This is a genomic window from Paenibacillus sp. IHB B 3415 (assembly GCF_000802655.2).
Taxonomy (GTDB): Bacteria; Bacillota; Bacilli; order Paenibacillales; family Paenibacillaceae; genus Paenibacillus_AQ; species Paenibacillus_AQ phytohabitans.
Genome location: NZ_JUEI01000010.1, coordinates 54,646 through 76,311, shown reverse-complemented (window position 1 = coordinate 76,311; position 21,666 = coordinate 54,646). Strand labels below are relative to the sequence as shown.

Annotated in this window: 16 protein-coding genes; 13 read left to right on the top strand and 3 right to left on the bottom strand. The window is 48.4% G+C overall.

Translation table 11 applies throughout. The features are described 5' to 3' along the window. Positions 1–198 precede the first annotated feature (198 nt). The 5 genes from QW71_RS05975 to QW71_RS05955 all read left to right on the top strand — a co-directional run bounded on the left by QW71_RS05975 (position 199) and on the right by QW71_RS05955 (position 7,274). Positions 199–459 (top strand): stage V sporulation protein S, encoded by a 261-nt coding sequence (locus tag QW71_RS05975; RefSeq protein WP_019910496.1) that lies wholly within the window; start codon positions 199–201, stop codon positions 457–459. A gap of 236 nt (positions 460–695) precedes the next feature. Next, positions 696–1,685 carry a dipeptidase gene (locus QW71_RS05970; protein ID WP_039294754.1) on the top strand — a complete coding sequence of 330 codons (990 nt, stop codon included), beginning with the start codon at positions 696–698 and terminating at the stop codon, positions 1,683–1,685. Between the two features lie 154 nt (positions 1,686–1,839). Then, a complete protein-coding gene (pduL, locus tag QW71_RS05965) occupies positions 1,840–2,412 on the top strand; it encodes a phosphate propanoyltransferase (protein ID WP_039294751.1) in 573 nt (190 codons plus the stop codon). 195 nt (positions 2,413–2,607) lie between these two features. Next, positions 2,608–5,556: an EAL domain-containing protein gene (locus QW71_RS37800; protein WP_052769911.1), complete on the top strand. Its 2,949-nt coding sequence runs from the start codon at positions 2,608–2,610 to the stop codon at positions 5,554–5,556. A 173-nt stretch (positions 5,557–5,729) separates the two neighbouring features. Then, positions 5,730–7,274, top strand: coding sequence for a DEAD/DEAH box helicase (locus QW71_RS05955; protein WP_039294748.1), 1,545 nt, complete (start codon positions 5,730–5,732; stop codon positions 7,272–7,274). Between the two features lie 444 nt (positions 7,275–7,718). Here QW71_RS05955 and dapA read toward each other — a convergent pair whose 3' ends face one another. Continuing rightward, positions 7,719–8,594: a 4-hydroxy-tetrahydrodipicolinate synthase gene (gene dapA / locus QW71_RS05950; RefSeq protein ID WP_039294745.1), complete on the bottom strand. Its 876-nt coding sequence runs from the start codon at positions 8,592–8,594 to the stop codon at positions 7,719–7,721. A 119-nt stretch (positions 8,595–8,713) separates the two neighbouring features. Between dapA and QW71_RS05945 the strand changes: the two genes are divergently transcribed. Together QW71_RS05945 and QW71_RS05940 are read left to right on the top strand one after the other, a co-directional pair. After that, positions 8,714–9,610: a LysR family transcriptional regulator gene (locus tag QW71_RS05945; RefSeq protein ID WP_039294743.1), complete on the top strand. Its 897-nt coding sequence runs from the start codon at positions 8,714–8,716 to the stop codon at positions 9,608–9,610. Positions 9,611–9,670: 60 nt separating this feature from the next. Next, complete coding sequence (locus tag QW71_RS05940) at positions 9,671–10,357, top strand: MBL fold metallo-hydrolase (protein WP_039294740.1); 687 nt, start codon at positions 9,671–9,673, stop codon at positions 10,355–10,357. A gap of 1 nt (position 10,358) precedes the next feature. On the opposite strand, the gene QW71_RS05935 is transcribed toward QW71_RS05940, so the two are convergent. Beyond that, positions 10,359–10,811 (bottom strand): GyrI-like domain-containing protein, encoded by a 453-nt coding sequence (locus tag QW71_RS05935; protein ID WP_039294737.1) that lies wholly within the window; start codon positions 10,809–10,811, stop codon positions 10,359–10,361. 224 nt (positions 10,812–11,035) lie between these two features. Between QW71_RS05935 and htpG the strand changes: the two genes are divergently transcribed. Further along, entirely contained in the window at positions 11,036–12,919 is a 1,884-nt protein-coding gene (gene htpG / locus QW71_RS05930) for a molecular chaperone HtpG (RefSeq protein WP_039294734.1), read from the top strand. Positions 12,920–13,374: 455 nt separating this feature from the next. Here the strand turns inward: htpG and QW71_RS05925 are convergent, their stop codons facing one another. After that, positions 13,375–14,244 carry a LysR family transcriptional regulator gene (locus tag QW71_RS05925; protein ID WP_039294731.1) on the bottom strand — a complete coding sequence of 290 codons (870 nt, stop codon included), beginning with the start codon at positions 14,242–14,244 and terminating at the stop codon, positions 13,375–13,377. Between the two features lie 170 nt (positions 14,245–14,414). Between QW71_RS05925 and QW71_RS05920 the strand changes: the two genes are divergently transcribed. The 5 genes from QW71_RS05920 to QW71_RS05900 all read left to right on the top strand — a co-directional run bounded on the left by QW71_RS05920 (position 14,415) and on the right by QW71_RS05900 (position 21,647). Next, the gene (locus tag QW71_RS05920) at positions 14,415–16,154 is read left to right on the top strand and encodes an ABC transporter ATP-binding protein (protein WP_039294727.1); all 1,740 of its coding nucleotides are present in this window, start codon (positions 14,415–14,417) and stop codon (positions 16,152–16,154) included. Then, positions 16,151–17,890 carry an ABC transporter ATP-binding protein gene (locus tag QW71_RS05915; protein WP_039294724.1) on the top strand — a complete coding sequence of 580 codons (1,740 nt, stop codon included), beginning with the start codon at positions 16,151–16,153 and terminating at the stop codon, positions 17,888–17,890. Before QW71_RS05920 ends, QW71_RS05915 begins: the two co-directional genes overlap by 4 nt. 192 nt (positions 17,891–18,082) lie before the next feature. Continuing rightward, positions 18,083–19,585 (top strand): hypothetical protein, encoded by a 1,503-nt coding sequence (locus QW71_RS05910; protein ID WP_039294721.1) that lies wholly within the window; start codon positions 18,083–18,085, stop codon positions 19,583–19,585. Between the two features lie 16 nt (positions 19,586–19,601). Next, positions 19,602–20,951, top strand: coding sequence for a DUF262 domain-containing protein (locus QW71_RS05905; protein WP_039294718.1), 1,350 nt, complete (start codon positions 19,602–19,604; stop codon positions 20,949–20,951). A gap of 18 nt (positions 20,952–20,969) precedes the next feature. Next, positions 20,970–21,647, top strand: coding sequence for a DUF262 domain-containing protein (locus QW71_RS05900; RefSeq protein ID WP_235441403.1), 678 nt, complete (start codon positions 20,970–20,972; stop codon positions 21,645–21,647). Positions 21,648–21,666: the final 19 nt, after the last annotated feature.

Sequence of the window (21,666 nt, the reverse complement as noted above, 5' to 3'; positions counted from 1 at the left end):
TTTACAAAGAATCAGGGTTTTCGGGAAAAGTCGCTTGTTTTGGGTGAAGTGTGATATTTATTATATCGAAAAAGAGTATCTTTTGAACTAATTTCTCCAGAGAGGTCCGCAAAAAGAAGGAATTAAATCTTCTCTCGCGAATAACATCTACTGTAGTGGAAGAAGAACACCATCATTTTCCCAGGGGAGGTACTTACTATGGATGTATTAAAAGTATCAGCTAAATCCAATCCAAATTCCGTTGCTGGCGCACTAGCAGGTGTTCTTCGCGAACGTGGATCGGCCGAGCTACAAGCTATTGGAGCAGGAGCACTGAACCAGGCAGTCAAAGCAGTTGCCATCGCCCGGGGATTTGTCGCACCTAGCGGAGTCGACTTGATCTGTATCCCGGCTTTTACGGATATAGTGATTGATGGGGAAGACCGGACGGCGATCAAACTTATTGTTGAACCCAGATAATTATATGACCTTTTTAGATTGAGCCTGTTTACACTGTAAACAGGTTTTTGTATTTTTGGGGTGCCCCACTTTGTGGGGTTATTTTGATATATAAGAATGTATATGCTTTGCATGATAACCAATCCTTCTATTGTCCACTTGCTGTCCCGTCTCTTCCCTGATGCTGTGGCATACACTTATAAATAAGAGATTCCACCGTTATTCAGATCTTCAAGAGAAGGGAGACGATCTTTACAGTGAGTGTCAAGAAGCTGAGAGTGGCGGATTTCCACTGTGATGCCTTAAGCAAGCTGCAGGCCAGTCCGGAGATAGATTTCAAGAATGACCCCCGTCTGGACGTGACGGCAGAGCGGCTGGTGGAGGGGAATGTCGAACTTCAGGTTTTTGCGGTTTATTTGTCGGCGGACCGCGGGAGAGCGAAGTTTGAGGATGTTCTCGGGCAAATTGAATTATTCCGGCAGAAGGTAGTTGGCCCAGAGGGCCTGCAGTGGCTCCGCTGGAAGGAAGAGGCAGATGAACAGATACTTACAGCCCCTGCCTTCGGGATGCTCTCTCTGGAGGGCGTGGACGGTCTGGAGGGCAATCTGTTCTATGCACAGCTGTGCTTTGAGCTGGGAGTGCGTTTCCTGGGGGTAACCTGGAATTACGCCAACTGGGCTGCGGATGGTGTGCTGGAGCAGCGCAATGGCGGTTTCACGGAGAAGGGGAGGAAGCTGATCGAGTGGTGCAACGGAAGCGGCATGCTGCTGGATGTGTCCCATCTGGCACCGGCAGGCTTCTGGGAGCTGGCGGAACGCAGTAAACGTCCGTTCATAGCTTCACATTCCAATAGTGCGGCCATCTGCGGCCATCCCCGCAATTTGACGGACGGGCAGATTCAGGCGCTGATTGCGGTGGACGGGCGGATGGGATTAACCTTTGTGCCCTGGTTTGTACGTGACGGGGGAGGGGCGAAGGTGGATGATGTGCGGAGGCATATTGAACATGTCTGCGCGCTGGGAGGCTCGAAGCAGCTCATGTTCGGCTCAGATTTTGACGGCATTGAGATGTGGGTCGAGGGCCTTGAGCATCCGGGGAAATATGCGGAGTTTACCGACTTGCTGCTGAGGTACTATCCCGAGGATGAGGTGAAAGGCTGGTTGAGCGGGAATGCGCTGACCTTCCTGAGAAATCATCTGCCTTCTTTTGCAGACTCCAATCCGGCGCCCTACACAGAAGGGGTATAAAATGGCAAAACTATGATAATCCATTTATCGGATCGTAAAATGTCGAAAAAAAGGCGCTCATTGTGATGAGGGTCTTTTTTTTTGTGGGTAATAAGATGTATAATGTTCAGTGGCTTGTACAGATACTAGAGAAAATACAAGGAGTGACTTAAAAATGAGCAAGACTGTATCCGTAGGTGTGTCGGCCCGACATATTCACCTTACGCAGGAGCATGTGGAAGCATTGTTTGGAGCAGGTTACCAATTGACTGAGTTCAAACCCCTTTCCCAGCCAGGACAATTCGCAGCAAATGAGCAAGTAGCAGTAATCGGTACCAAAGGTAAGTTCGACAAAGTGAGAATTCTCGGCCCGGCCCGTCCGGCTTCCCAGCTGGAAGTATCGCGCACAGACGCATTCAGCCTCGGCGTGAAGGCACCTGTACGTGAATCCGGCCATATTGAAGGAACACCAGGCATTACTATCAAAGGTCCAGCCGGTGAAGTTGAACTGGAGACAGGTGTCATTGTGGCAGCCCGTCACATCCACTTCCACACTTCTGAAGCAGAAGCTTGGGGCATTGCCGACAAGCAGCTCCTGAAGGTACGCCTTGGAGGCGAACGCGGCCTGGTGCTGGAGAACGTAATCGCCCGTGTATCCGACAATTTCAAGCTTGATATGCATATCGACACCGACGAAGCTAACGCTGCAGGTGCCAATAACGGCGATACTGCTGAAATCGTAGATTAGTCTTATAATAGTATTGCAAGGCAACGGGCAGGGGAGAAATCCTCTGCTTTTTTTGTGCTTTTGTCGAATAAAGGGTTTTCGTCGTTGTTGTGGAATTAGAGTAGCATCTGGAAAAATATTCTTATATGCACCAAAAGCCGGTATCTGGTGTTAAGTGGGTGGTTGCCAAAATGCATTCAGAAAGAAGGCGGAGCAATGAACCAGAAGGAATCGAGTTCAACTTCAACCGATGAGGCAGCAGCCGGGACAGTGGTGTTATCTGAATTAATGGCGGAAAGAAATAAGCGGTTTGAATTAGCACAGGTATTGGCAAATGTGGGGTACTGGGAATACGACCGGATTTTGCAAAGAATGACGTGGTCGAAACATATGTATGCGATTTATGGCCAGGAGCTTTCTTCAGAGGTGGCTTTAGATAATGTATTTGCCAGGGTCCATGAGGAGGATGCAGGGCGGGTAAAATCGGCTTTTTCTAAATCCCTGGAGTCCATGCAGTCCTATCAAATAGAATATAGAATTATCCGCCCGGACGGAGAGGTCCGTTATGTCGCCGAAAGTGCGCGGTTTTGGGACAGTGAGGCGATTGGGACTGTTCAGGATATCACGGAAAAGAAGGCTTTGCAGCTTCAACTGATTGAAGAAGGCCAATACTACAAATCATTGTTTGAAAATAATACGGATGCGGTATATTCCAGCAATCTTGAAGGTTTGATTCTATCCTGCAATGCAGCTTTGAACGGACTGTTTGGTTATACCGAGGGCGAGCTGGTCCATGCCAGCTTTGAACGCCTGATTGATCCGGAGCAGATCAGCCTCTCCAGAAGGGTTATCGCAGAAGTCATAAGAACCGCAAGCCCGCGAAGCTATGAATTGACAGCCAGGCATAAGGATGGCACGGCTATCGATATTTTTGTAACGAATATTCCTGTAATTATTGCTAATGAGCTGGTGGGTATCTATGGCATAGCCAAAAATGTAACGGAACAAAAGTCCATGGAGCGGCATCTGCTGGAAGCGGAGGCTAAATACCGGAGTATTGTGGAGCAGTCGATAGTAGGTGTATTTATTGTCCAAAATGGAATTTATATTTATGCTAATCCCCATCTTGAACGAATGCTGGGAGACGTTAGCTTGATGGGACGGCAGGTATTGGATTCCATCTACCCGGGGGACCGCGATACGGTATCCACCAAGATGCTGGGTTTAACGGAAGGGCAATTTAACCGCACAATGATACATAGAGCCGTCAAGCCGGATGGAAGCCTTATCTATTGTGAAGTACATTACACCCGGATATTACACATAGATGAGGATGCAATCGTTGGCACTGTTCTGGATATTACCGAGCGGAAGGAAACGGAGCGGGAAACAGAGTATTTGGCGTATCACGATTATCTTACGGGCCTTCCCAATCGGCGGATGTTTGAAGAGCGGCTGGATCAACAGTTAAGACTGGCATCATTTTATAATAAAAAGCTTGCGGTGCTCCTGATTGATCTGGATCGCTTTAAGGCCGTCAATGATATTCTGGGGCACACTATAGGTGACACGCTGCTCAAACAGTTTGCCGTCAAACTGCAGGAAAGCCTTGAAAATGGCTGGGTGGCGTACCGGTTAAGCGGGGATGAGTTCTGTATTATTCTGCCGGAAGTGGAGAGCCACCGTGAAGCAATCTTCCTGTCCGAGTCCATTATCAGCCGTACCAAGGAAGATTATTTAATAGCAGGCTTTGAGCTTAATATCACGCTGAGTATGGGGATCAGTATTTTCCCGGAGGATGGGGATTCGGTTGATAGGCTCCTGCTGAATGCAGATTCGGCTCTATATCATGCCAAGTCACAGGGGAGGGACCAGGCCCAGTGCTATTCCTCATCGCTGAACATCCAGTCTTTCAAAATATTCACCATGACCAATGATCTGCGCAAAGCCCTGGAGAAACAGGAGCTGTTCCTGCAATATATGCCGCGAGTGGATACGCAGACCCGGGAAATTCTCGGTGCAGAGGCGCTGATCCGCTGGAACCACCCGGACTGGGGGCTGGTGTCGCCGGCGGAGTTCATCCCGATTGCAGAAGAGAGCGGACTTATAGTGCCTATTGGAGAATGGGTGCTCCGGGAGGCTTGCCGGCAGAACAAGCAATGGCAGGAGATGGGGCTGCCGCATATTACGGTATCCGTTAATTTCTCGGTGCAGCAGCTGTTCCAGCAGAATATTCTGCAGACGATTGATGGAATTCTCGCCGGGTCCGGGCTGGCTCCCGAATATCTGGAGATTGAAATCACGGAGAGTTCCTTCATGACCAATGAAAGAGAAGTCATTCAATTGCTGGAGGAGCTTAGAAAACGGAAGATTAAAGTTTCACTTGATGACTTTGGGACGGGCTATTCTTCTTTATATATGCTCAAGCGGTTAGCGCTGGATACGGTGAAAATTGACAAGGCGTTCGTGGAAGAAATATTGACCGACCCTGTGAACCGAAGCATTATTGAATGTATTCTGAATCTGGCCAAAGCGCTAAAAATGAATGTTGTAGCTGAAGGTGTGGAGACGGAGGAGCAATATGAGTATTTAAAGAAGCAGCAGTGTGACGAGATACAGGGTTATTATTTCAGCCGCCCGGTGGCACCGGAGGCCTTGGGAATGCTGCTTCGCCAGAAATATATGGGTAACCGAAGCCCGAGAGTGAAAGAAATCCTGCTCTTCAACAACAGCCGGGAATATTTCAGGGTAGAACTAACCAACCCTCTTGTTGCCGGAATGACTATTAGTATGTTTAAGGGCAGGGAGGTTGATCTTGGAAGCACCGAGGTATATCTGACCAATATCGGGCCGGACGGATTGAAATTCGTGATGGGCTATAAGCTGCCGGTGAACGATAATATTCTGCTTAAGTTTGAAACCGAGATTCTGCATCAGCCAACGAATCTGCTAGGGAAAATTTCCTGGACCAATGAATTGGAGAACGGTGCTGTGTATGAGTACGGGGTTCAGTTTCAGATGGAGGAGAGTGAACGGCTGGAGCTGATCCGGAATCTGAATAACCTGGAGATCCAAGTCCGTGAAGGCACTCCTGCGCATACCCGGATATTCCTGGGCGACCCGGTGAAAAGCATTAAAGAACAGCTGAAAAAAGTCCGGCTGTAACAGATAAATATTGGTTTTGAAGAGGGGCGATGAAAGTATCGCTTCTTTTTAATGGCTAAACGTGTTATCATTATGTGTTATGACTTTGACGAGCGCTATGTGGAGACGCCGCAGATGATATATACAGTGATTAATGGCTTGCTAATATATGTACTCAAAATTAAGGAGATAAAATGACATTTAACGATTTGAACTTGATTCCCCCGATTCTCAAGGCACTGAGCCTGGAAAACTATACATCCCCGACTCCAATCCAGGAGGAATCCATCCCTGCGGCCTTGGCCGGCAGAGATATTCTGGGCTGTGCCCAGACGGGTACCGGAAAAACCGCAGCTTTTTCATTGCCGATCATTCAGCTGCTCAGCCAGCAGCCGGCCAGAACCGGCGGAGCGAAACGTATCCGTTCCCTGATTCTGACTCCGACCAGAGAGCTTGCTCTGCAAATCTCCGAGAACATCCAGGCGTACAGCAAGTTCACTACGATCCGCTCGACAGCGATTGTCGGAGGGGTATCCCAGAAGGCCCAGGAGCGGGCGCTAAGCCAGGGCGCAGATATTCTGATTGCTACACCGGGCCGGCTGATCGATCTGATCAGCCAGAGACATGTGGATCTGCAGTACGTGCAGATTCTTGTGCTGGATGAAGCAGACCGCATGCTGGACATGGGCTTCATTCATGATGTGAAGCGGATTATTGCCAAGATGCCGGCCAAGAAGCAAACGCTGTTCTTCTCGGCAACGATGCCGACGGAAATCTCCCAGCTAGTGAAGACTCTGCTGGTAGATCCGGTAAAAATCGAGATTACTCCGGTATCTTCGACCGTAGACAGAATCGAGCAATCGATTTATTTGCTGGAGAACGGCAATAAGCAGAATCAGCTGAACCGTCTGCTGCAGGATCCGTCGATCGTGTCGGCACTCGTCTTCACCCGCACCAAACGCGGAGCTGACCGGGTAACCCGGGATCTGACCCGGATCAATATTACCGCCCAGGCCATTCACGGCAACAAATCGCAGAATGACCGCCAGAATGCGCTGAGAAACTTCAAAAGCGGCGCGACACGGGTGCTGGTAGCTACAGATATCGCCGCGCGCGGGATTGATATTGATGAGCTGTCCCATGTCATCAACTTCAACCTGCCGAATATTCCGGAAACCTATGTTCACCGTATTGGCCGGACCGGCCGTGCGGGAATGAGCGGAGTTGCCATCTCGCTGTGCGAAGCTGAGGAAATTCCATACCTGAAGGATATTCAGAAGCTGATCGGCAAGGTGATTCCGGAAGTCAAGGATCATGCTTATCCGATGTCCAAGAGCAATTTGGCATTGCTGGCAGACCGTCCTGGCAAAGCACCAGCCAAACCGTCGCAGAAAGCCAAAACGAATCCGGCGCGCAAGCCGAAATCGGAATGGTTCTCGCAAGGCAAGCAGGGTGGCGGTAACGGCGGAGCGAAAAGCGCGTCGGGCAGTGGCTATGCAGGCAACGGAGCGAAAAGCGCGTCTGACAGTAGCTATGCAGGCAGCGGTGCTGGCAGCAGCCGGCCTGCTGGCGAGTCCGGCAACAGAGCAGGCTCCGGCAGCCGGCCGGGCGAAAGATCTGCCGCCCGTCCAGGCGGCAACCAGAGCAACAAGCCGGCTGGAGGCCAATACGGCCGTTCCAGCCAGTCCGGCAACAGACCTGGCAGCCGTCCTGCGGCCAAAGCAGGCAGATCTCAATAACTCTTTGAGATGAATAATGTAAACATAAACTGCAGCCTTCCCTTGGGAGGCTGCTTTATTTGATTTCATGTAAAACCTTTGCGGATGCGCAATGTATTCGGTTTATCGTATACAATCGGCTCGTTTAGCCATATTCCCCTCACCAATTGCGTATTGAAATTGTTAAGGGCTAATCTTGGTAGCACACCACCTGTGAGAAATTGTAAGGAAGCGTCTCGTCAAACATTACTTAGTAGAAGAACAAGCAAAAACCGCCGCTTTCCAGTCCCTGACTGAGAAGCGGCGGTTTCGCCGATGTTGCCTTTATCGTTACCATTTGTGCGCAGAAGTTACCCGGCGAGATAAGCACCCAGCTCTTCGCGCAGCGCAGCGCTGATAGAGGTCATCGGCAGGGGGGGGGGTTTCGCCGATGTTGCCTTTATCGTTACCATTTGTGCGCAGAAGTTACCCGGCGAGATAAGCACCCAGCTCTTCGCGCAGCGCAGCGCTGATAGAGGTCATCGGCAGGCGGAGCGTGTCGGAGGAGATCTCGCCGCGTGCACTGAGCAGCCATTTGATTGGCGCCGGGTTGGATTCCTTGAACAGCAGCTTCATCAGCGGCACGAGCTGATCAAAGGCAGCCCGGGCTGCCTCAACCTGGCCGGCTCTGTACTGCTCGTAGATGCTGAGATAGGAGGCGGTATGTACATTGGCCGAGGCCAGCATGCCACCGGCGGCTCCGCAGCCCAGCATATCGAAGAAGTTCAAGTCATCGCCGCAGAGCACGGGCTTGGAGCCGTGGCGGGACAGCTCGGAGACCAGCAACGGAGAGCCGGAGCAGTCTTTTAACCCGACTACGTTGTTCATCTCCAGGATCGTACGGGCGGTGTCTACGGACATGCCGACACCGGCGCGGCCGGGAATATCATACGCGATAACCGGGAGACCGACCTCAGCCGCTTTGCGGAAATGGGCGATAATGCCTTCCTGTGAAGGACGGCTGTAATAAGGGACAACAACCAGTGCGGCATCGGCACCTGAGTTCGCGGCAAGCTCTGTGCGGGCTACAGTAGAAGCGGTATCGTTCGTACCCGTACCTACCACGAGCGGGATCGGGCTAGACTTCAAAAGCTCCCGTGATGCATCCACGAGTGTCTGCAATTCCTGTATGTTGACTGTCGGCGATTCTCCAGTGGTTCCATTAACGACCAGACCATGAATACTGTTCTTGATGATGTTGTTCACATACCGCTGATACGACTCCAGATCAATCTCGCCGGCGGCATGGAACGGGGTTACCACGGGAACATAGATTCCATAAATCTGTTCTTCTGTTAACATGAATATCGTCCTCCAAAATTGTAAAATCCTTTTATCCTACTGTACCATGGATTATTGCATCGTCGTTAGCTATAATAAATGATGAAGGTTATCAATAATATTGATGTTAGGGTGATGATATGGACTTAACCTATATGCGGACCTTCCGCGAGGTCGCGAAGCGGCAGAGCTTCACCCGTGCGGCCGAAGAACTGGGCTATGCCCAGTCCAGTGTAACGATGCAGATTCAGAAGATCGAGAAGGAATACGGTGTACCGCTGATAGAGCGGCATGGCCGGGCCTTGCGCCTGACTCCTCCGGGGGAAGAACTGCTGAAGCTGTTCGTGGAGATTCTTGATCTGTACGACCGCTCCAAAGAAACAATTGCCCAGCAGATCGGCGGCACGCTGACGATCGGGACGATTGATTCACTTGCCGCCTTTTATTTGCCGCCGTTCCTGCAGCAGCTGCGGACCATGTTCCCCGGACTGAACATTCATCTTCAAACGGAGCAGGAGGCCAATCTGGTCTCCAAGATTAGAGACGGCGAGGTTGATATCGGCCTCCTCCTGGACCGCAGCACGGCAGATACCCTGCTTGAGCGTACAATCATCCGGGAAGAGCCGCTCGTCCTTGTGGCCCCTGCCAGTCATCCGCTGGCAAGCCTGGCGCGGGTTACGCTGCAGGATCTTAACAACTGTGAGCTGATTGTCTCCGAGGAGAGCTGTATCTACCGCAGCCTGTTCGAGAACCTGCTCCGGGAGCACGGGATTGTGTTCCGGATCGGTTTTGAGCTGTCGAATCTGGAAGCGATCAAGCGTTGTGTGCGGAACGGACTGGGCATCGCGCTGCTGCCGAGAATTGTGGCTGAGGAGGAGATCGAGCGGGGGAATCTCGCCGAGCTGTCTTTTGCCCATCCGGAGATTCATTTCGATCTGCAGCTCCTGCTCCATCCGAAGAAGTGGAAGTCGCTGCCGCTCCAGTCACTGATCCAGATGCTGCGGGAGGATGCGAAGGCTAAAGCCGCTATACTGTGAGGGTGGAAGCCTGAGTAAGCGAAATATGCAATATTCTAATATAGACACGCGGAGGATCATATGAACATTATTGAGCTACCTATTCAGTTTGAGTATGAAGGACAACCCTATTATATTTGCCCGAGTCTCATTGTATCCGGGGAAGAGTTAACCTTAGTGGATACAGGGTACCCGCAGTTCATGCCGCTAATAGAGAATGCGATGCTGAATCAAGGATATGCCCCCGGGAATCTGAAGAATATCATTATCACCCATTACGACGATGACCATATCGGTGCCTTGTATGAATTCGTGGAGAAATACCCGTCCGTTACGATCATCGCGAGCGAAGTGGAGACCCCATCGATCTCAGGCCTGATGAAATCTGAGCGGCTGATCCAGGCAGAAGCTCTGCTAGTGGAGATGCCTGAAGAAGAGCAGGCGTCCGGTGAAGAGTTTGTACAGCTATTGAAGAATTTGCGGCATGTTCCGGTGAATCAGACGGTCCGGGAGGGCGAGTACATTCTGGATGGTAAGTGCCAGGTCCTTGCCACCCCGGGGCATACGTCTGGTCATATTTCTTTGTATTTCCCGGCACTGGGCACTGTGATTACCGGGGATGCGGCAGTGAATGAGGGGAGTGCATTGGCTGTTGCGAATCCGCAGTATTGTATCGACCTGGAGAATGCAGAGCAGTCGCTGAACCGGTTACAAGCTCTTAACGCACAATCCTATTACTGCTACCATGGCGGAAAACTCGGCTTCTAACTTAGTGCACAGGAAAACATAACTGGCAAAGATGATTGCTGATCATATCACCTGTATATCTCTCCATAACCGGCCGCTGGTAATCGAGCAGATGTCCGCTGCCGTAGAGGGCGGGGAGGATCTCCGTCCATGCTTTTTGAACAGCCTCAGCCGTATGCTGAATAGTAACAACCGCATAGGTCCCGCCGGGAATTACACCGTAATTAATAGACTTATCCGCTGGGCTATTCTCCGGTACGCTGATACAGGCATCATATCTGCAATGTTCAGGCAGGGTAGTGTCCGGGTTGTCCTGCGGAATCCCGAAGAGGATGGCTGATCCGGTAAGCAGCCGGTGTGCCTGCGCCCATTCCTTTAAGGTCTCCATAGCCTTACTGTTACCGGGACCATAGGGACCTGCCCTGCGCACATAAGCAATGCATGTTGCAGGAAGCGTTTCGAGCTGGATTTTCATCGTTTCATTGTCCTTTCTTTCGCTGTAATGAGTACATTCCGAATGCTAACATGGACTAAAATAGAATTCATTTCTTTTTTGAGCGGACCTCTATATGCAGCAAGATATTGACATCAAAAACGAGAATATGGTATATAAAAGGTAGTGTTAGCACTCAGGTGAGTGGAGTGCTAAACGATGATCCGCAATCCGAAGGTTATTTTTGAAAGGAGATTTATTTATTCATGGCCAAAAAAGAGTTTAAAGCCGAATCCAAAAGACTGCTGGAAATGATGATTAACTCCATCTATACACAGCGGGAGATTTTTCTGCGGGAACTGATTTCGAATGCAAGCGATGCCATCGACAAAATCTATTACAAAGCACTGGCCGACGAAGGCCTGGTGTTCAATAAAGAGGATTACTACATTAAAGTGACCGCCGATAAGGCAAGCCGTACGCTGACGATTTCCGATACCGGAATCGGGATGACGCAGGAAGAGCTGGAGAACAATCTGGGGATTATCGCGAACAGCGGCTCGTTTGCTTTTAAGAAGGATAATGAGGCCAAGGACGGACACAACATCATCGGACAATTCGGGGTAGGTTTCTATTCCGCATTCATGGTGGCTGACGATGTTACAGTGATCAGTAAGGCGCTGGGCAGCGACCAGGCGTTCAAGTGGGAATCCCAGGGTGCGGACGGTTACACGATTGAGCCTTGTGAGAAGGATGCTGTCGGAACCGAAATTACGCTGAAGATCAAAGATAACACCGAAGACGATAACTACGATGAGTTCCTGGAAGAGTACCGCCTGAAGTCGATCATCAAGAAATACTCGGACTTCATCCGCTTCCCGATCAAGATGGATATTACCGGCAGACAGCCTAAAGAGGACGCCGAGAATGAATTCATCGATGTCATTGAAGAGCAGACCGTGAACAGCATGGTGCCGATCTGGCGCAAGAACAAAAACGAGCTGACCGAAGAAGACTACAACAACTTCTATGCGGAGAAACGCTACGGCTTCGACAAGCCGCTGAAGCATATCCATATCAGTGCCGACGGCGCTGTGGTCTATAACGCAATCCTGTTCATTCCGGAGAATACGCCGTTCGACTACTACACCAAGGAATATGAAAAAGGCCTGGAGCTCTACTCCAACGGCGTGCTGATTATGAACAAATGCGGGGATTTGTTGCCGGACTACTTCAGCTTCGTCAAGGGGATGGTGGATTCCGAGGATCTGTCGCTGAACATCTCCCGCGAGCTGCTGCAGCATGACCGCCAGCTGACGCTGATTGCGAAGAACATCAAGAGCAAGATCAAGAGCCAGCTCCTGAGCCTGCTGAAGGATGAGCGTGAGAAATATGAGACATTCTACAAATCTTTTGGCAGACAGCTGAAGTTCGGGGTCTACAATGACTACGGTATGGAAAAAGAAACGCTGCAGGACCTCCTGATGTTCCACTCCTCCAAGGAGAAGAAGCTGGTTACGCTGGCTGAATATGTGGAAAGAATGCCGGAAGACCAGAAGTTCATCTACTATGCCTCCGGTGAATCGGTGGAACGCATTGAGAAGCTGCCGCAGACGGAAATGGTGCTGGACAAGGGTTACGAAATCCTCTACTTCACCGACGATATCGATGAATTCGCAATCAAGATGATCATGTCCTACAAAGAGAAGGAATTCAAGAACGTATCCAGCGGTGACTTAGGGATTGAAGAAAGTGCCGAGGATAAGCCTTCTGAAGCGGAAGAGAATGAGAATAAGGGATTGTTCGAAGCGATGCAGGGCATCCTGTCCGGCAAAGTGAAGGCAGTCAAAGCATCCAAGCGGCTGAAATCCCATCCGGTCTGCCTGTCCACTGAAGGCGAGCTGACCATCGAGATGGAGAAAATCCTCAAGGCTATGCCTAACGGCGGCCAGGATGTACAAGCGGATAAGGTGCTGGAAATCAACATTCACCATGATGTCTTCAAATCGCTGAAGGCTGCTGCCGAAGGCGACAAGGAGAAGCTGGGTCTTTACACTAACCTTTTGTATAACCAGGCGCTCTTGATCGAAGGTCTGCAGGTTAACGATCCGGTGCAGTTCACGAACGATATTTGCAAAATCATGGTCTAAACCGGCGTTCGCGCCGGCCAGAGGACCTGCGATACAAGAATACCCCGCTACTGGTGCAGACCAGTGCGGGGTGTTTTTGGGTTGAAGGGTAGAGTCAATATAAAATCCTGCCCAAAATACAACAATTCCACTATAATCCCGGCTATAATTCAAGATTGTTGTATAAAAGGCAGTATTTATGCTCCTCCGGGCGGATTAGCGGGACAATTCTTGTATTTCATACAACAATCTGTGTGAACACCTTGGTATTCTGTTAGCTGAGTTGTAAGATGTACAACATTTAGTCCATGCGGTGTGAAACGTCAGAATCCCGGGTTCTGCCAGCGGGATGCAGGGTAGAGGCGGCCTGAAGGACAGGATGAAGGAAGCAGAAACTGGACATACATCCTCCAGAATATCCGGGCCGGATAACTGCACTTCTGCGGAGCCGGAATGGTATGTTCAGGGTTCAGCGTTCAGCGTACCCGGAAAGTCTCGATAAACTTGGTAGCCAGCGACGACAAATACTTGTCCTTGATCCAGACGGCGGCTACACGGGTATGCAGCGCTTCACACCGGAGCTCCTTATAGATCAGGTTGCTGTGATTCGCGAGCTCAAAGGCAGATTTGGGAATAATCCCGATGCCAAGTCCGGCGTTGGCCCAGAGCAGGGTGGTCCGCGCATCATCGTTCATGCAGAAAATTTGCGGTTCAAAGCCATGCTCCAGGCAGGTCTCACGAATGAGCTGCTCAAAGCGGCGGTAAATGATAAGCGGCTTATGCTGAAGCTCTCCGAGTGAAATAGCCGTTTCGCTTGAATTCCAGTCATAAACAGGGGTCATAACGGCAATCATCGGCTCCGAATTGAGATAGAGACATTCCAGGTTGCTGGAATTAAAAGGGGTGCGGATAATGCCGATTTCGACGATGCCTTTGTTCAGCAGATCGATGATCATAAACGTATTGCCTTCATGAATTTCAAAAGTAACGCCCAGATAGTTTTTGTGGAATTCGCCCAGCCGGTCATGCAGCAGGGTGGCTCCGGAGGAGGAGACGGTGCCGATCGAGAGGCTGCCCTTCAGTCCTTTGGCAAAATCATTGATTTCTCTCGTGGTCGAATCTGTTAATTCAAGAATTTGCTGTGCCCGGTTACGCAAAATAATTCCCGCATCGGTTAACTGGATGCTGCGCGGACCGCGTTCAACCAGCTTGACCCCGAGCTCCTCCTCCAGCAGCTTCAGCTGCTGGCTGAGCGGCGGCTGGGCCATTTGCAGCTTCCTGGCTGCTGAGGTGATTTGACCTTCCTCGGCAATCGCCAGGAAATATTTCAATTGGCGGATATCCATGTTATTACAGCCTCCCGTCCCGCGTCTTCAATCACATTCCATATGAAATTCATATGGCAAAGATACGAAACCAATATTATTAATATGTAAGCAGGTATGACATAATCATAACGGGTCTTTTGTTTTTTTCAAGAACGAATACATATTACGTAGGTTAGGTGAGGATTACTGTGTTCAAAATTGCTGTTTTTCTAAAGCCTTACAGGAAAGAAGTGATCATCGGGCCGATCTTCAAGCTGCTGGAAGCGATTCTGGAGCTGCTGCTGCCGACGATTGTGGCCCTGATTATCAACAACGGGATTGGCAGGCAGGACAGTGCCTATGTCTACCGTATGGGCTCCCTGATGGTGCTGATGGCCATCCTCGGCTTCGGCTGCTCCATGATCTGCCAGTATTACGCAGCCAGGGCATCTCAGGGCTTCGGCACATCGCTGCGCAACAAAATGTTCAAGCATATTTCATCGTTATCATACGCAGAGCTTGATATTATCGGCACGCCATCGCTGATCAACCGGATCACGAATGATGTCAATCAGCTCCAGCTGGCCGTTGCCATGCTGATCCGGCTGGTTATCCGTGCGCCGTTCATCTGCATCGGGGCGATCATCATGTCGATGATTCTGGATTTCCGGCTGTCGCTGATCCTGATTGCGGCTACTCCGGTATTCGGAGTCATTCTGTATTTCATCATTACGCGCAGCTCGCCGCTCTACCGCAAATATCAGGCTAAGCTGGACCGTCTGGCGCTGGTGCTTAGCGAGAATCTGTCCGGTATCCGGGTCATCCGCGCTTTTGCCGAGAGCCGCCGGGAGAAGCAGCGCTTCAATGAAGCTTCTGAGGATTTGACGCAGACCGCAATCCGGGTCGGACGTATATCCGCCTGGCTGGGCCCGATGACCACGCTGGTGGTTAACGCGGCGATTATCGCCATTCTGTGGGCAGGCGGCATTCATATCGATGCCGGGCGGCTGTCACAGGGGGAGATTATTGCATTCATTAACTATGTGACCCAGATCCTGCTGGCGCTGATTGTGGTATCCAATCTCGTTATTCTGTTCACCAAAGCTTCGTCATCCGCCAACCGTGTCAACGAGGTACTGGCAATGACGGCATCGGTTGCCGAGGTTGCGGCAGATGCGCCGGCGGCCAAGCGTGATGATTCGCTGCCTGCAATCTCCTTCCGCAATGTTTCGTTCGGGTATAACACAACCGGTGAGCTTGCGCTGGAGAATATCACGGTCGACATACACCGGGGGGAGACGGTCGGACTAATCGGCAGTACCGGCTCCGGCAAGTCGACCTTCGTGAACCTCATTCCGCGGTTCTATGATGCAGTAGAGGGTGAAATTCTGGTGGAAGGTGTGAATGTGCGGCAGTACCGGCTGGAGCAGCTGCGGAGAAGAATTGGCATTGTGCCGCAGAAGGCCATGCTGTTCACAGGATCAATTGCCGATAACATCCGCTGGGGCAAGGCCTCTGCAACCCGGGAAGAGATTTTGTCTGCAGCAGCGGTGGCCCAGGCGGAAGAGTTCATTGCCAAGCTGCCGGAGGGACTGGATACCCTTGTCGCACGCGGAGGACATAATTTGTCCGGAGGACAGAAGCAGCGGCTGACGATTGCCCGGGCGGTTGTAGGGCGTCCGCCTATACTCATCCTGGATGATTCCTCCAGTGCGCTGGATTTTGCCACGGATGCAGCTTTGCGCCGTGCACTGAACGAGAACAGCGGAGATAGGACAGTTCTGCTTGTATCCCAGCGGGTGAGTACCGTAAGACAGGCGGATCAGATTATTGTCTTCGATGAAGGGCGGATTGCCGGTATCGGCAGCCATGAAGAATTGCTGGAGAGCTGCGGGGTCTATCAGGAAATCTGCATGTCCCAGCTCTCAAGCGAGGAGGCCGTACAATGAATAGCAGGGCGACCTGGAAACGGCTGTTTAGATATACAAGCCAATACCGGAAAATAACCATCGGGGCAGTCATCTGCGCCATTCTGAGTGTGATTGCCAGCCTGACCGGACCGCTGCTGATCGGCCGCGCGGTTGACCATATGATCGGGCCCGATCAGGTGGACTTCCCGGAGATTTTCCGCCTGCTGCTGATCCTGGGAGCCGTATATCTGGTTGGCAGCTTCTTCGGCTGGCTGCTCACTTACTATACGAATAAGCTTGCCTACCGGACAGTCTACGATCTCCGCCGCGAGCTGTTTGACAAGCTGGACGCGCTGCCGCTGAAATTTCATGATAATCATCCGCAAGGCGACAGCATCAGCCGGTTCGTGAACGATATGGATGCTGTCTCTGACGGGCTGCTGCAGGGCTTCTCCACGCTGCTGACGGGGATCGTGACCATTGCCGGGGCTATCGGGCTAATGCTCTATATCAGCCCTGTGATGACGCTGGTGGTGCTGTTGTCTGCACCGGCGACCTTCTTCGTTGCCCGTTTCATTACAATGCGTTCGCAGCAGATGTTCCGGGAGCAGGCCAAAATCCTCGGCGGGCTCAACGGTTATGTGGAGGAACTTGTCGGCGGACAAAAGGTAGTGCAGGCCTATCACTATGAGGACCGCTCTTTTGCAGGCTTCGCAGAGCGGAATAATGAGCTGTACAAGACAGGGATCAAATCACAATTCTACGGCTCCCTCTCTAATCCGACTACACGACTTGTAAACAACATTACCTTCTCGGTGATCGCGATGATCGGCAGTGCGCTTGTGATCGGGGGACATTTTTCCGTCGGGGATTTGTCCAGCTTCCTGATCTATTCGAATCTGTTCGCGAAGCCGTTCAATGAGATTACCGGGGTCATTACCCAGCTGCAGTCGGCGACGGCATCGGCGCAGCGTATTTTCAACATTCTGGATCTGCCGCAGGAGAATCCGGATGCTCCGGGTGCTGTAGTGATGAAGGGAAGTCAGGGTACGATTACCTTCGACAAGGTAAGCTTTGCCTATACCCCGGAACGGCCGCTGATCCGGAACTTCAGTCTGGAGGTGAAGCCGGGTACACGCGTGGCGATTGTCGGCCAGACCGGAGCGGGGAAGACCACGCTGGTCAACCTGCTGATGCGCTTCTATGAAGTCGACAGCGGCACCATCCGGATTGACGGTACGGACATTACTTCGATTACCCGGGACAGTCTGCGGCGTAACTTCGGGATGGTGCTGCAGGATACCTGGCTGTACGGAGGTTCGATCCGCGATAATATCGCTTACGGCAAGCCGGAAGCAACGGAAGCGGAGGTCATTGCCGCCGCCAGAGCCGCGAATGCACACAGCTTCATCAAACGGCTGCCCGAGGGCTATAATACGAAAATAAGCGGCTCGGGAGATAATCTCTCCCAAGGCCAGAAGCAGCTGCTTACCATCGCCCGTGTGATGCTCGTCGATCCGCCGATGCTTATTCTGGATGAGGCCACAAGCAGTATTGATACGCTGACGGAGGTGCGGATTCAGAAGGCTTTTCTGGCGATGATCTCCGGCCGTACCAGCTTCGTGATTGCCCACCGGCTGTCCACGATCCGTGAGTCGGACCTCATTCTGTTCATGAAGGACGGCGACATTGTCGAGAGCGGAACGCATGAGGAGCTGGTGGAGAGCGGTGGGTATTACGCCCGCTTGTATAATAGCCAGTTTATGGCGGTTTAACGAGCTTCGCCGTTAATTATATTTTACGAAAAGACTGCACACTTTGCTGATGCAGTCTTTTTGTAATGTTCAATTTTGCTTTGTAACTATGATAGAGAATAGTTATAATTAGCAATATTTATAGATTGAATCACAAGGTTGGGAAAAATAACTATCAAATAATAACATTTTAAGATTTAGGAGGCTCTATCTATGAGTATTGCTCTAAAAAAACATGGAGCATTTGATGGTAAAATTAGCGAAGATACATACAATGACTTAGAGATGTTACATAACATTGGAAGCGGTCAAGCAGTGTTTAGGGATGATTCAGTACTGCTTAAAAAACTAAGAATTATTTTACCAGATGGCAGTCAATCCTCGCAAAATAAAATGAAAATAGCTATTTACTACGTGAGAATCTGTACAATAATCGAAAACTTATTACAAGAATATGAGACTTTCGATGAAGAATTCACGAAAAAATTAATTGATTATTATATTCAGAGCAACAGCATAGAGGAAATGAACAATATTGGTCTGGGTTGGTATTATGATATGAAATTTAAAAAGTCTACCTCTACTCTGTATAGCGTAGGTTATGGAAAAGATAGCACTTGGCATGACTGGCTTCAAGTGAATCATAATGAAAACAATAAAATAAAAGAAAGAGGAATTCAGTCCATTATTCATGCCTGCAAAGAGCATATTAATCGAGGCGGACAAATAAGATTGAAGTCCTTGTCCAAATGTTTCGGAGTAGACTTGTTTAAATATATGCAACTTAACGAGAACGGATTTGCAAATTTGTTTGTTATAAAAGATGCCCCAATCAATTTCATCGAGTATAGAAATAAAAGATTTGCTTTGCAAGAATATCTGTCATCAGATGATAATTTTGATGTTGTACATAAGCCTCGATTTTGTCTGGACTTCAGCCATCCCAGAAAGCAAAAGGCTAAAAATTTTAACAATTGGTCTAAACGTTTTCTGAACGGTACTACCTTTATTTCACAAGCAGAAGTTGACGAGGAACAGCAAAAAACCGGTATAGAAAACAATCAATTAGATTTTTTTCTGCTTTCATATTTAAGAGACAAACATGTACAAGGCGGAGATAAAGGGATTAGCTCAAGGATTAGTCCAATTGCTGATAAAGAAGTAATTGCAAGTGATACTCTCTGGGATATTCATGAGTATGCAGCGGGGATGAATACAGAAATTTGTATTGAGAAATGCTGCCACCTTACATTCGATGCTGTAGAATATGGTCAACTGATCTATAGTTATTTTAAGAAATACACTGGAAGCAAAAATAAAGAAAAGGATTTCGCGGGTAATCATGATTCTATACTAAAAAGAGAGAAAACTAACACAAAAGAAAATATAAATAAACTTCAAAAAGACCAAAGTGAGCTGTCGAATTCAGATCATAGTCAACTTAGTGAACAAGACAAAAAAACTATACAGGAAAAGCTTAGATTCAATGAATCTTTGATTAACTTTTATGATTCCTATTATAATTTTTTGAATAATATAGTTATCACCGAGCCCAGTGGAAAAATAGAATTTGTGCTTTCATTTATGGATTGGGAAACAGAGGAAGTGCCTGAAGATTGGTCACTACAGAATATTTACACTATAGAAGAAAACGGAGTAGAAAACTTAAAGATGAATTTATACAAATGTCTTTGTAAAAGTGTTGCGTCAATGTAACTGATGGAGGGCAAATATGAAAAATAACAAAATGGTTTCATTCGATTATCTTATAAAAGAATGCTTTGGCGAAAATGATGTATATATTCCTCTTATTCAACGAAATTACAAATGGAGTACTGAACTTGCTTCAAAATTAGCTGCTGATTTATGGTCTGCATTCTTAAGTAAGCAAGAAACGTATACTGTGGGAATGATTACATTATACCGTGAAGCAGATAGCATAATGCAATTAGTAGATGGGCAACAACGGATCATAACTCTGTACTTACTGTTGAAATACCTAAAGCCCAATGAAGAATGTTTTTCTTTTCGATTCGAAAGAGATGAGGGCGTTAAAGAACCTGTTGTCAAAAGACAAAGCTACTTAAATAATATTGCTCTATGGGAGATTCCAGAAGAAAAAATGTATACTGATTTGTCCCGGTTCAAGGAAAACTACAAAGCAATGACAACAGTGCTAGAGCTTACAAAAGAGAGTCAGACAGAATCTGGCGGATACCGTGCTTACAAACCCGAAGATGCAGATGAATTTATCGAGTACATAAGAAACAATGTATATTTCCTCCTGCATATTTCTGGAACACAGCCATTTGATGAGTTTATCAATCTGAACAAAAATAAAACCCGGTTTGTTATTTCAGATCGGATTAAAGCTAATCTAATTATGGATTCGAAAGAGGATAAGCAAAGAAAAAAAATGCTGCATCTTTTTGAAGAGTTATCCGAAATGTTATTTCTCAAAAAAGATGTATGGAAACTAGTACAACAGGGATATTGTGAAAAGAGAGTACCGGAAAAAGATGAAAAAAGGAAAAAAGATAAGCACTATACTGATGAGAACCGTTTAAAATTATTGTGCTGTGAGCGTTACGGAAGTGATGAATATGATGTGAGCAGTACGCTAGGTTATGAGTATGGCAAAGAGTTATCTCACTTGAACCACTACCGGGATATTTTAGCAGCTTTATCATGTGATATAAGTACAAAGAACTGGAACAGCTATAATGCTTTTAGTTGTCTATACAAGTTGAAAAATGGACGAAGCGGCGAACAAGAAAGTAAAAATGAATTCCGCTTTTTTGGAATGTTAAAAAACAATGATAAGAAATATGTGGAGGAATACCTCTGGAAAGAGTGTAGTGAACTGTCAGAGCCGTTTGAGCAAGCTTGCTTTATTGAATCTCAATTGAAGAATGAACCTGATCCGCTCAAATATATTGATAAGTTGATGAATATTCGAGAGGAATTTAACAGAGAAACGGATAAAGCAAAACAACAATACTGGCTAGATAACGGGGCGGAGGAATTTGATATCTTTCGGCAAATATATTCTGCCTATATCGAGGGGAAATATAATAACTAGAGGGGTTATTTTGTGGAAATGATAAAAGGGTCTTTAAAAGATATGCTAAGCGAGTTTGATCAAATTATTATACCCGATGTTCAACGTGACTATGTTATGGGGAGCGGTGGCGAGAAGTTTGTAAAGCTATTAAAAGCCATGGCTGAAAGCGCTAAGAAGGGCCCGGAATTTAACTTTAGCTGCCTTGTTGGCTACGAAGAAAACAAATGTTTTTATGTTTATGACGGACAGCAACGCTTGACGACCCTTGTGTGTCTTTGCTCTTATCTGTTGAAAGGCCCGGATACAGAGGTGAAAGAACTCCTTAGAAAATTTTCGTTTACAGGCCGGGAGGTAGCGAATTCATGGTTGGACAACCCGACAAAAATAAATAAGGAACATGCTGTTGATTTCACTACATATTCACTGGCTAAGCTTATTGAGGAGTTTGATCCTCAGTATAAGCTGTCCGATAAAATATCATTCGATTTTCTTTTTGAGCAAGTGGTTTTTGATTTGGTTCCTGTTGATAAATTAGAAGATGCAGAACAGTTTTTCTTAGATATCAACGATGGTCTGGATTTAAAATCCTATGAAATATTCAAAGCGGAGTTATATCATCATGCCGGTAATTTGTTGGGCAAAGATACTTTTAAAACATTCGCGTTAAAAATGGAGAACAATGGCTTGAATTCTTTACTGCTTATAAACATTTAGAAAAAAAAACCGATGATGG

What these genes read in the sequence shown, in the direction of transcription:
- QW71_RS05900 (WP_235441403.1), top strand. Translation starts at nt 20,970, where the DNA reads ATGATAAAAGGGTCTTTAAAAGATATGCTAAGCGAGTTTGATCAAATT.
- QW71_RS05905 (WP_039294718.1), top strand. Translation starts at nt 19,602, where the DNA reads ATGAAAAATAACAAAATGGTTTCATTCGATTATCTTATAAAAGAATGC.
- dapA (WP_039294745.1), bottom strand. Translation starts at nt 8,594, where the DNA reads ATGTTAACAGAAGAACAGATTTATGGAATCTATGTTCCCGTGGTAACC.
- QW71_RS37800 (WP_052769911.1), top strand. Translation starts at nt 2,608, where the DNA reads ATGAACCAGAAGGAATCGAGTTCAACTTCAACCGATGAGGCAGCAGCC.
- QW71_RS05925 (WP_039294731.1), bottom strand. Translation starts at nt 14,244, where the DNA reads ATGGATATCCGCCAATTGAAATATTTCCTGGCGATTGCCGAGGAAGGT.
- QW71_RS05975 (WP_019910496.1), top strand. Translation starts at nt 199, where the DNA reads ATGGATGTATTAAAAGTATCAGCTAAATCCAATCCAAATTCCGTTGCT.
- QW71_RS05940 (WP_039294740.1), top strand. Translation starts at nt 9,671, where the DNA reads ATGAACATTATTGAGCTACCTATTCAGTTTGAGTATGAAGGACAACCC.
- QW71_RS05945 (WP_039294743.1), top strand. Translation starts at nt 8,714, where the DNA reads ATGGACTTAACCTATATGCGGACCTTCCGCGAGGTCGCGAAGCGGCAG.
- QW71_RS05935 (WP_039294737.1), bottom strand. Translation starts at nt 10,811, where the DNA reads ATGAAAATCCAGCTCGAAACGCTTCCTGCAACATGCATTGCTTATGTG.
- pduL (WP_039294751.1), top strand. Translation starts at nt 1,840, where the DNA reads ATGAGCAAGACTGTATCCGTAGGTGTGTCGGCCCGACATATTCACCTT.
- QW71_RS05910 (WP_039294721.1), top strand. Translation starts at nt 18,083, where the DNA reads ATGAGTATTGCTCTAAAAAAACATGGAGCATTTGATGGTAAAATTAGC.
- QW71_RS05915 (WP_039294724.1), top strand. Translation starts at nt 16,151, where the DNA reads ATGAATAGCAGGGCGACCTGGAAACGGCTGTTTAGATATACAAGCCAA.
- htpG (WP_039294734.1), top strand. Translation starts at nt 11,036, where the DNA reads ATGGCCAAAAAAGAGTTTAAAGCCGAATCCAAAAGACTGCTGGAAATG.
- QW71_RS05955 (WP_039294748.1), top strand. Translation starts at nt 5,730, where the DNA reads ATGACATTTAACGATTTGAACTTGATTCCCCCGATTCTCAAGGCACTG.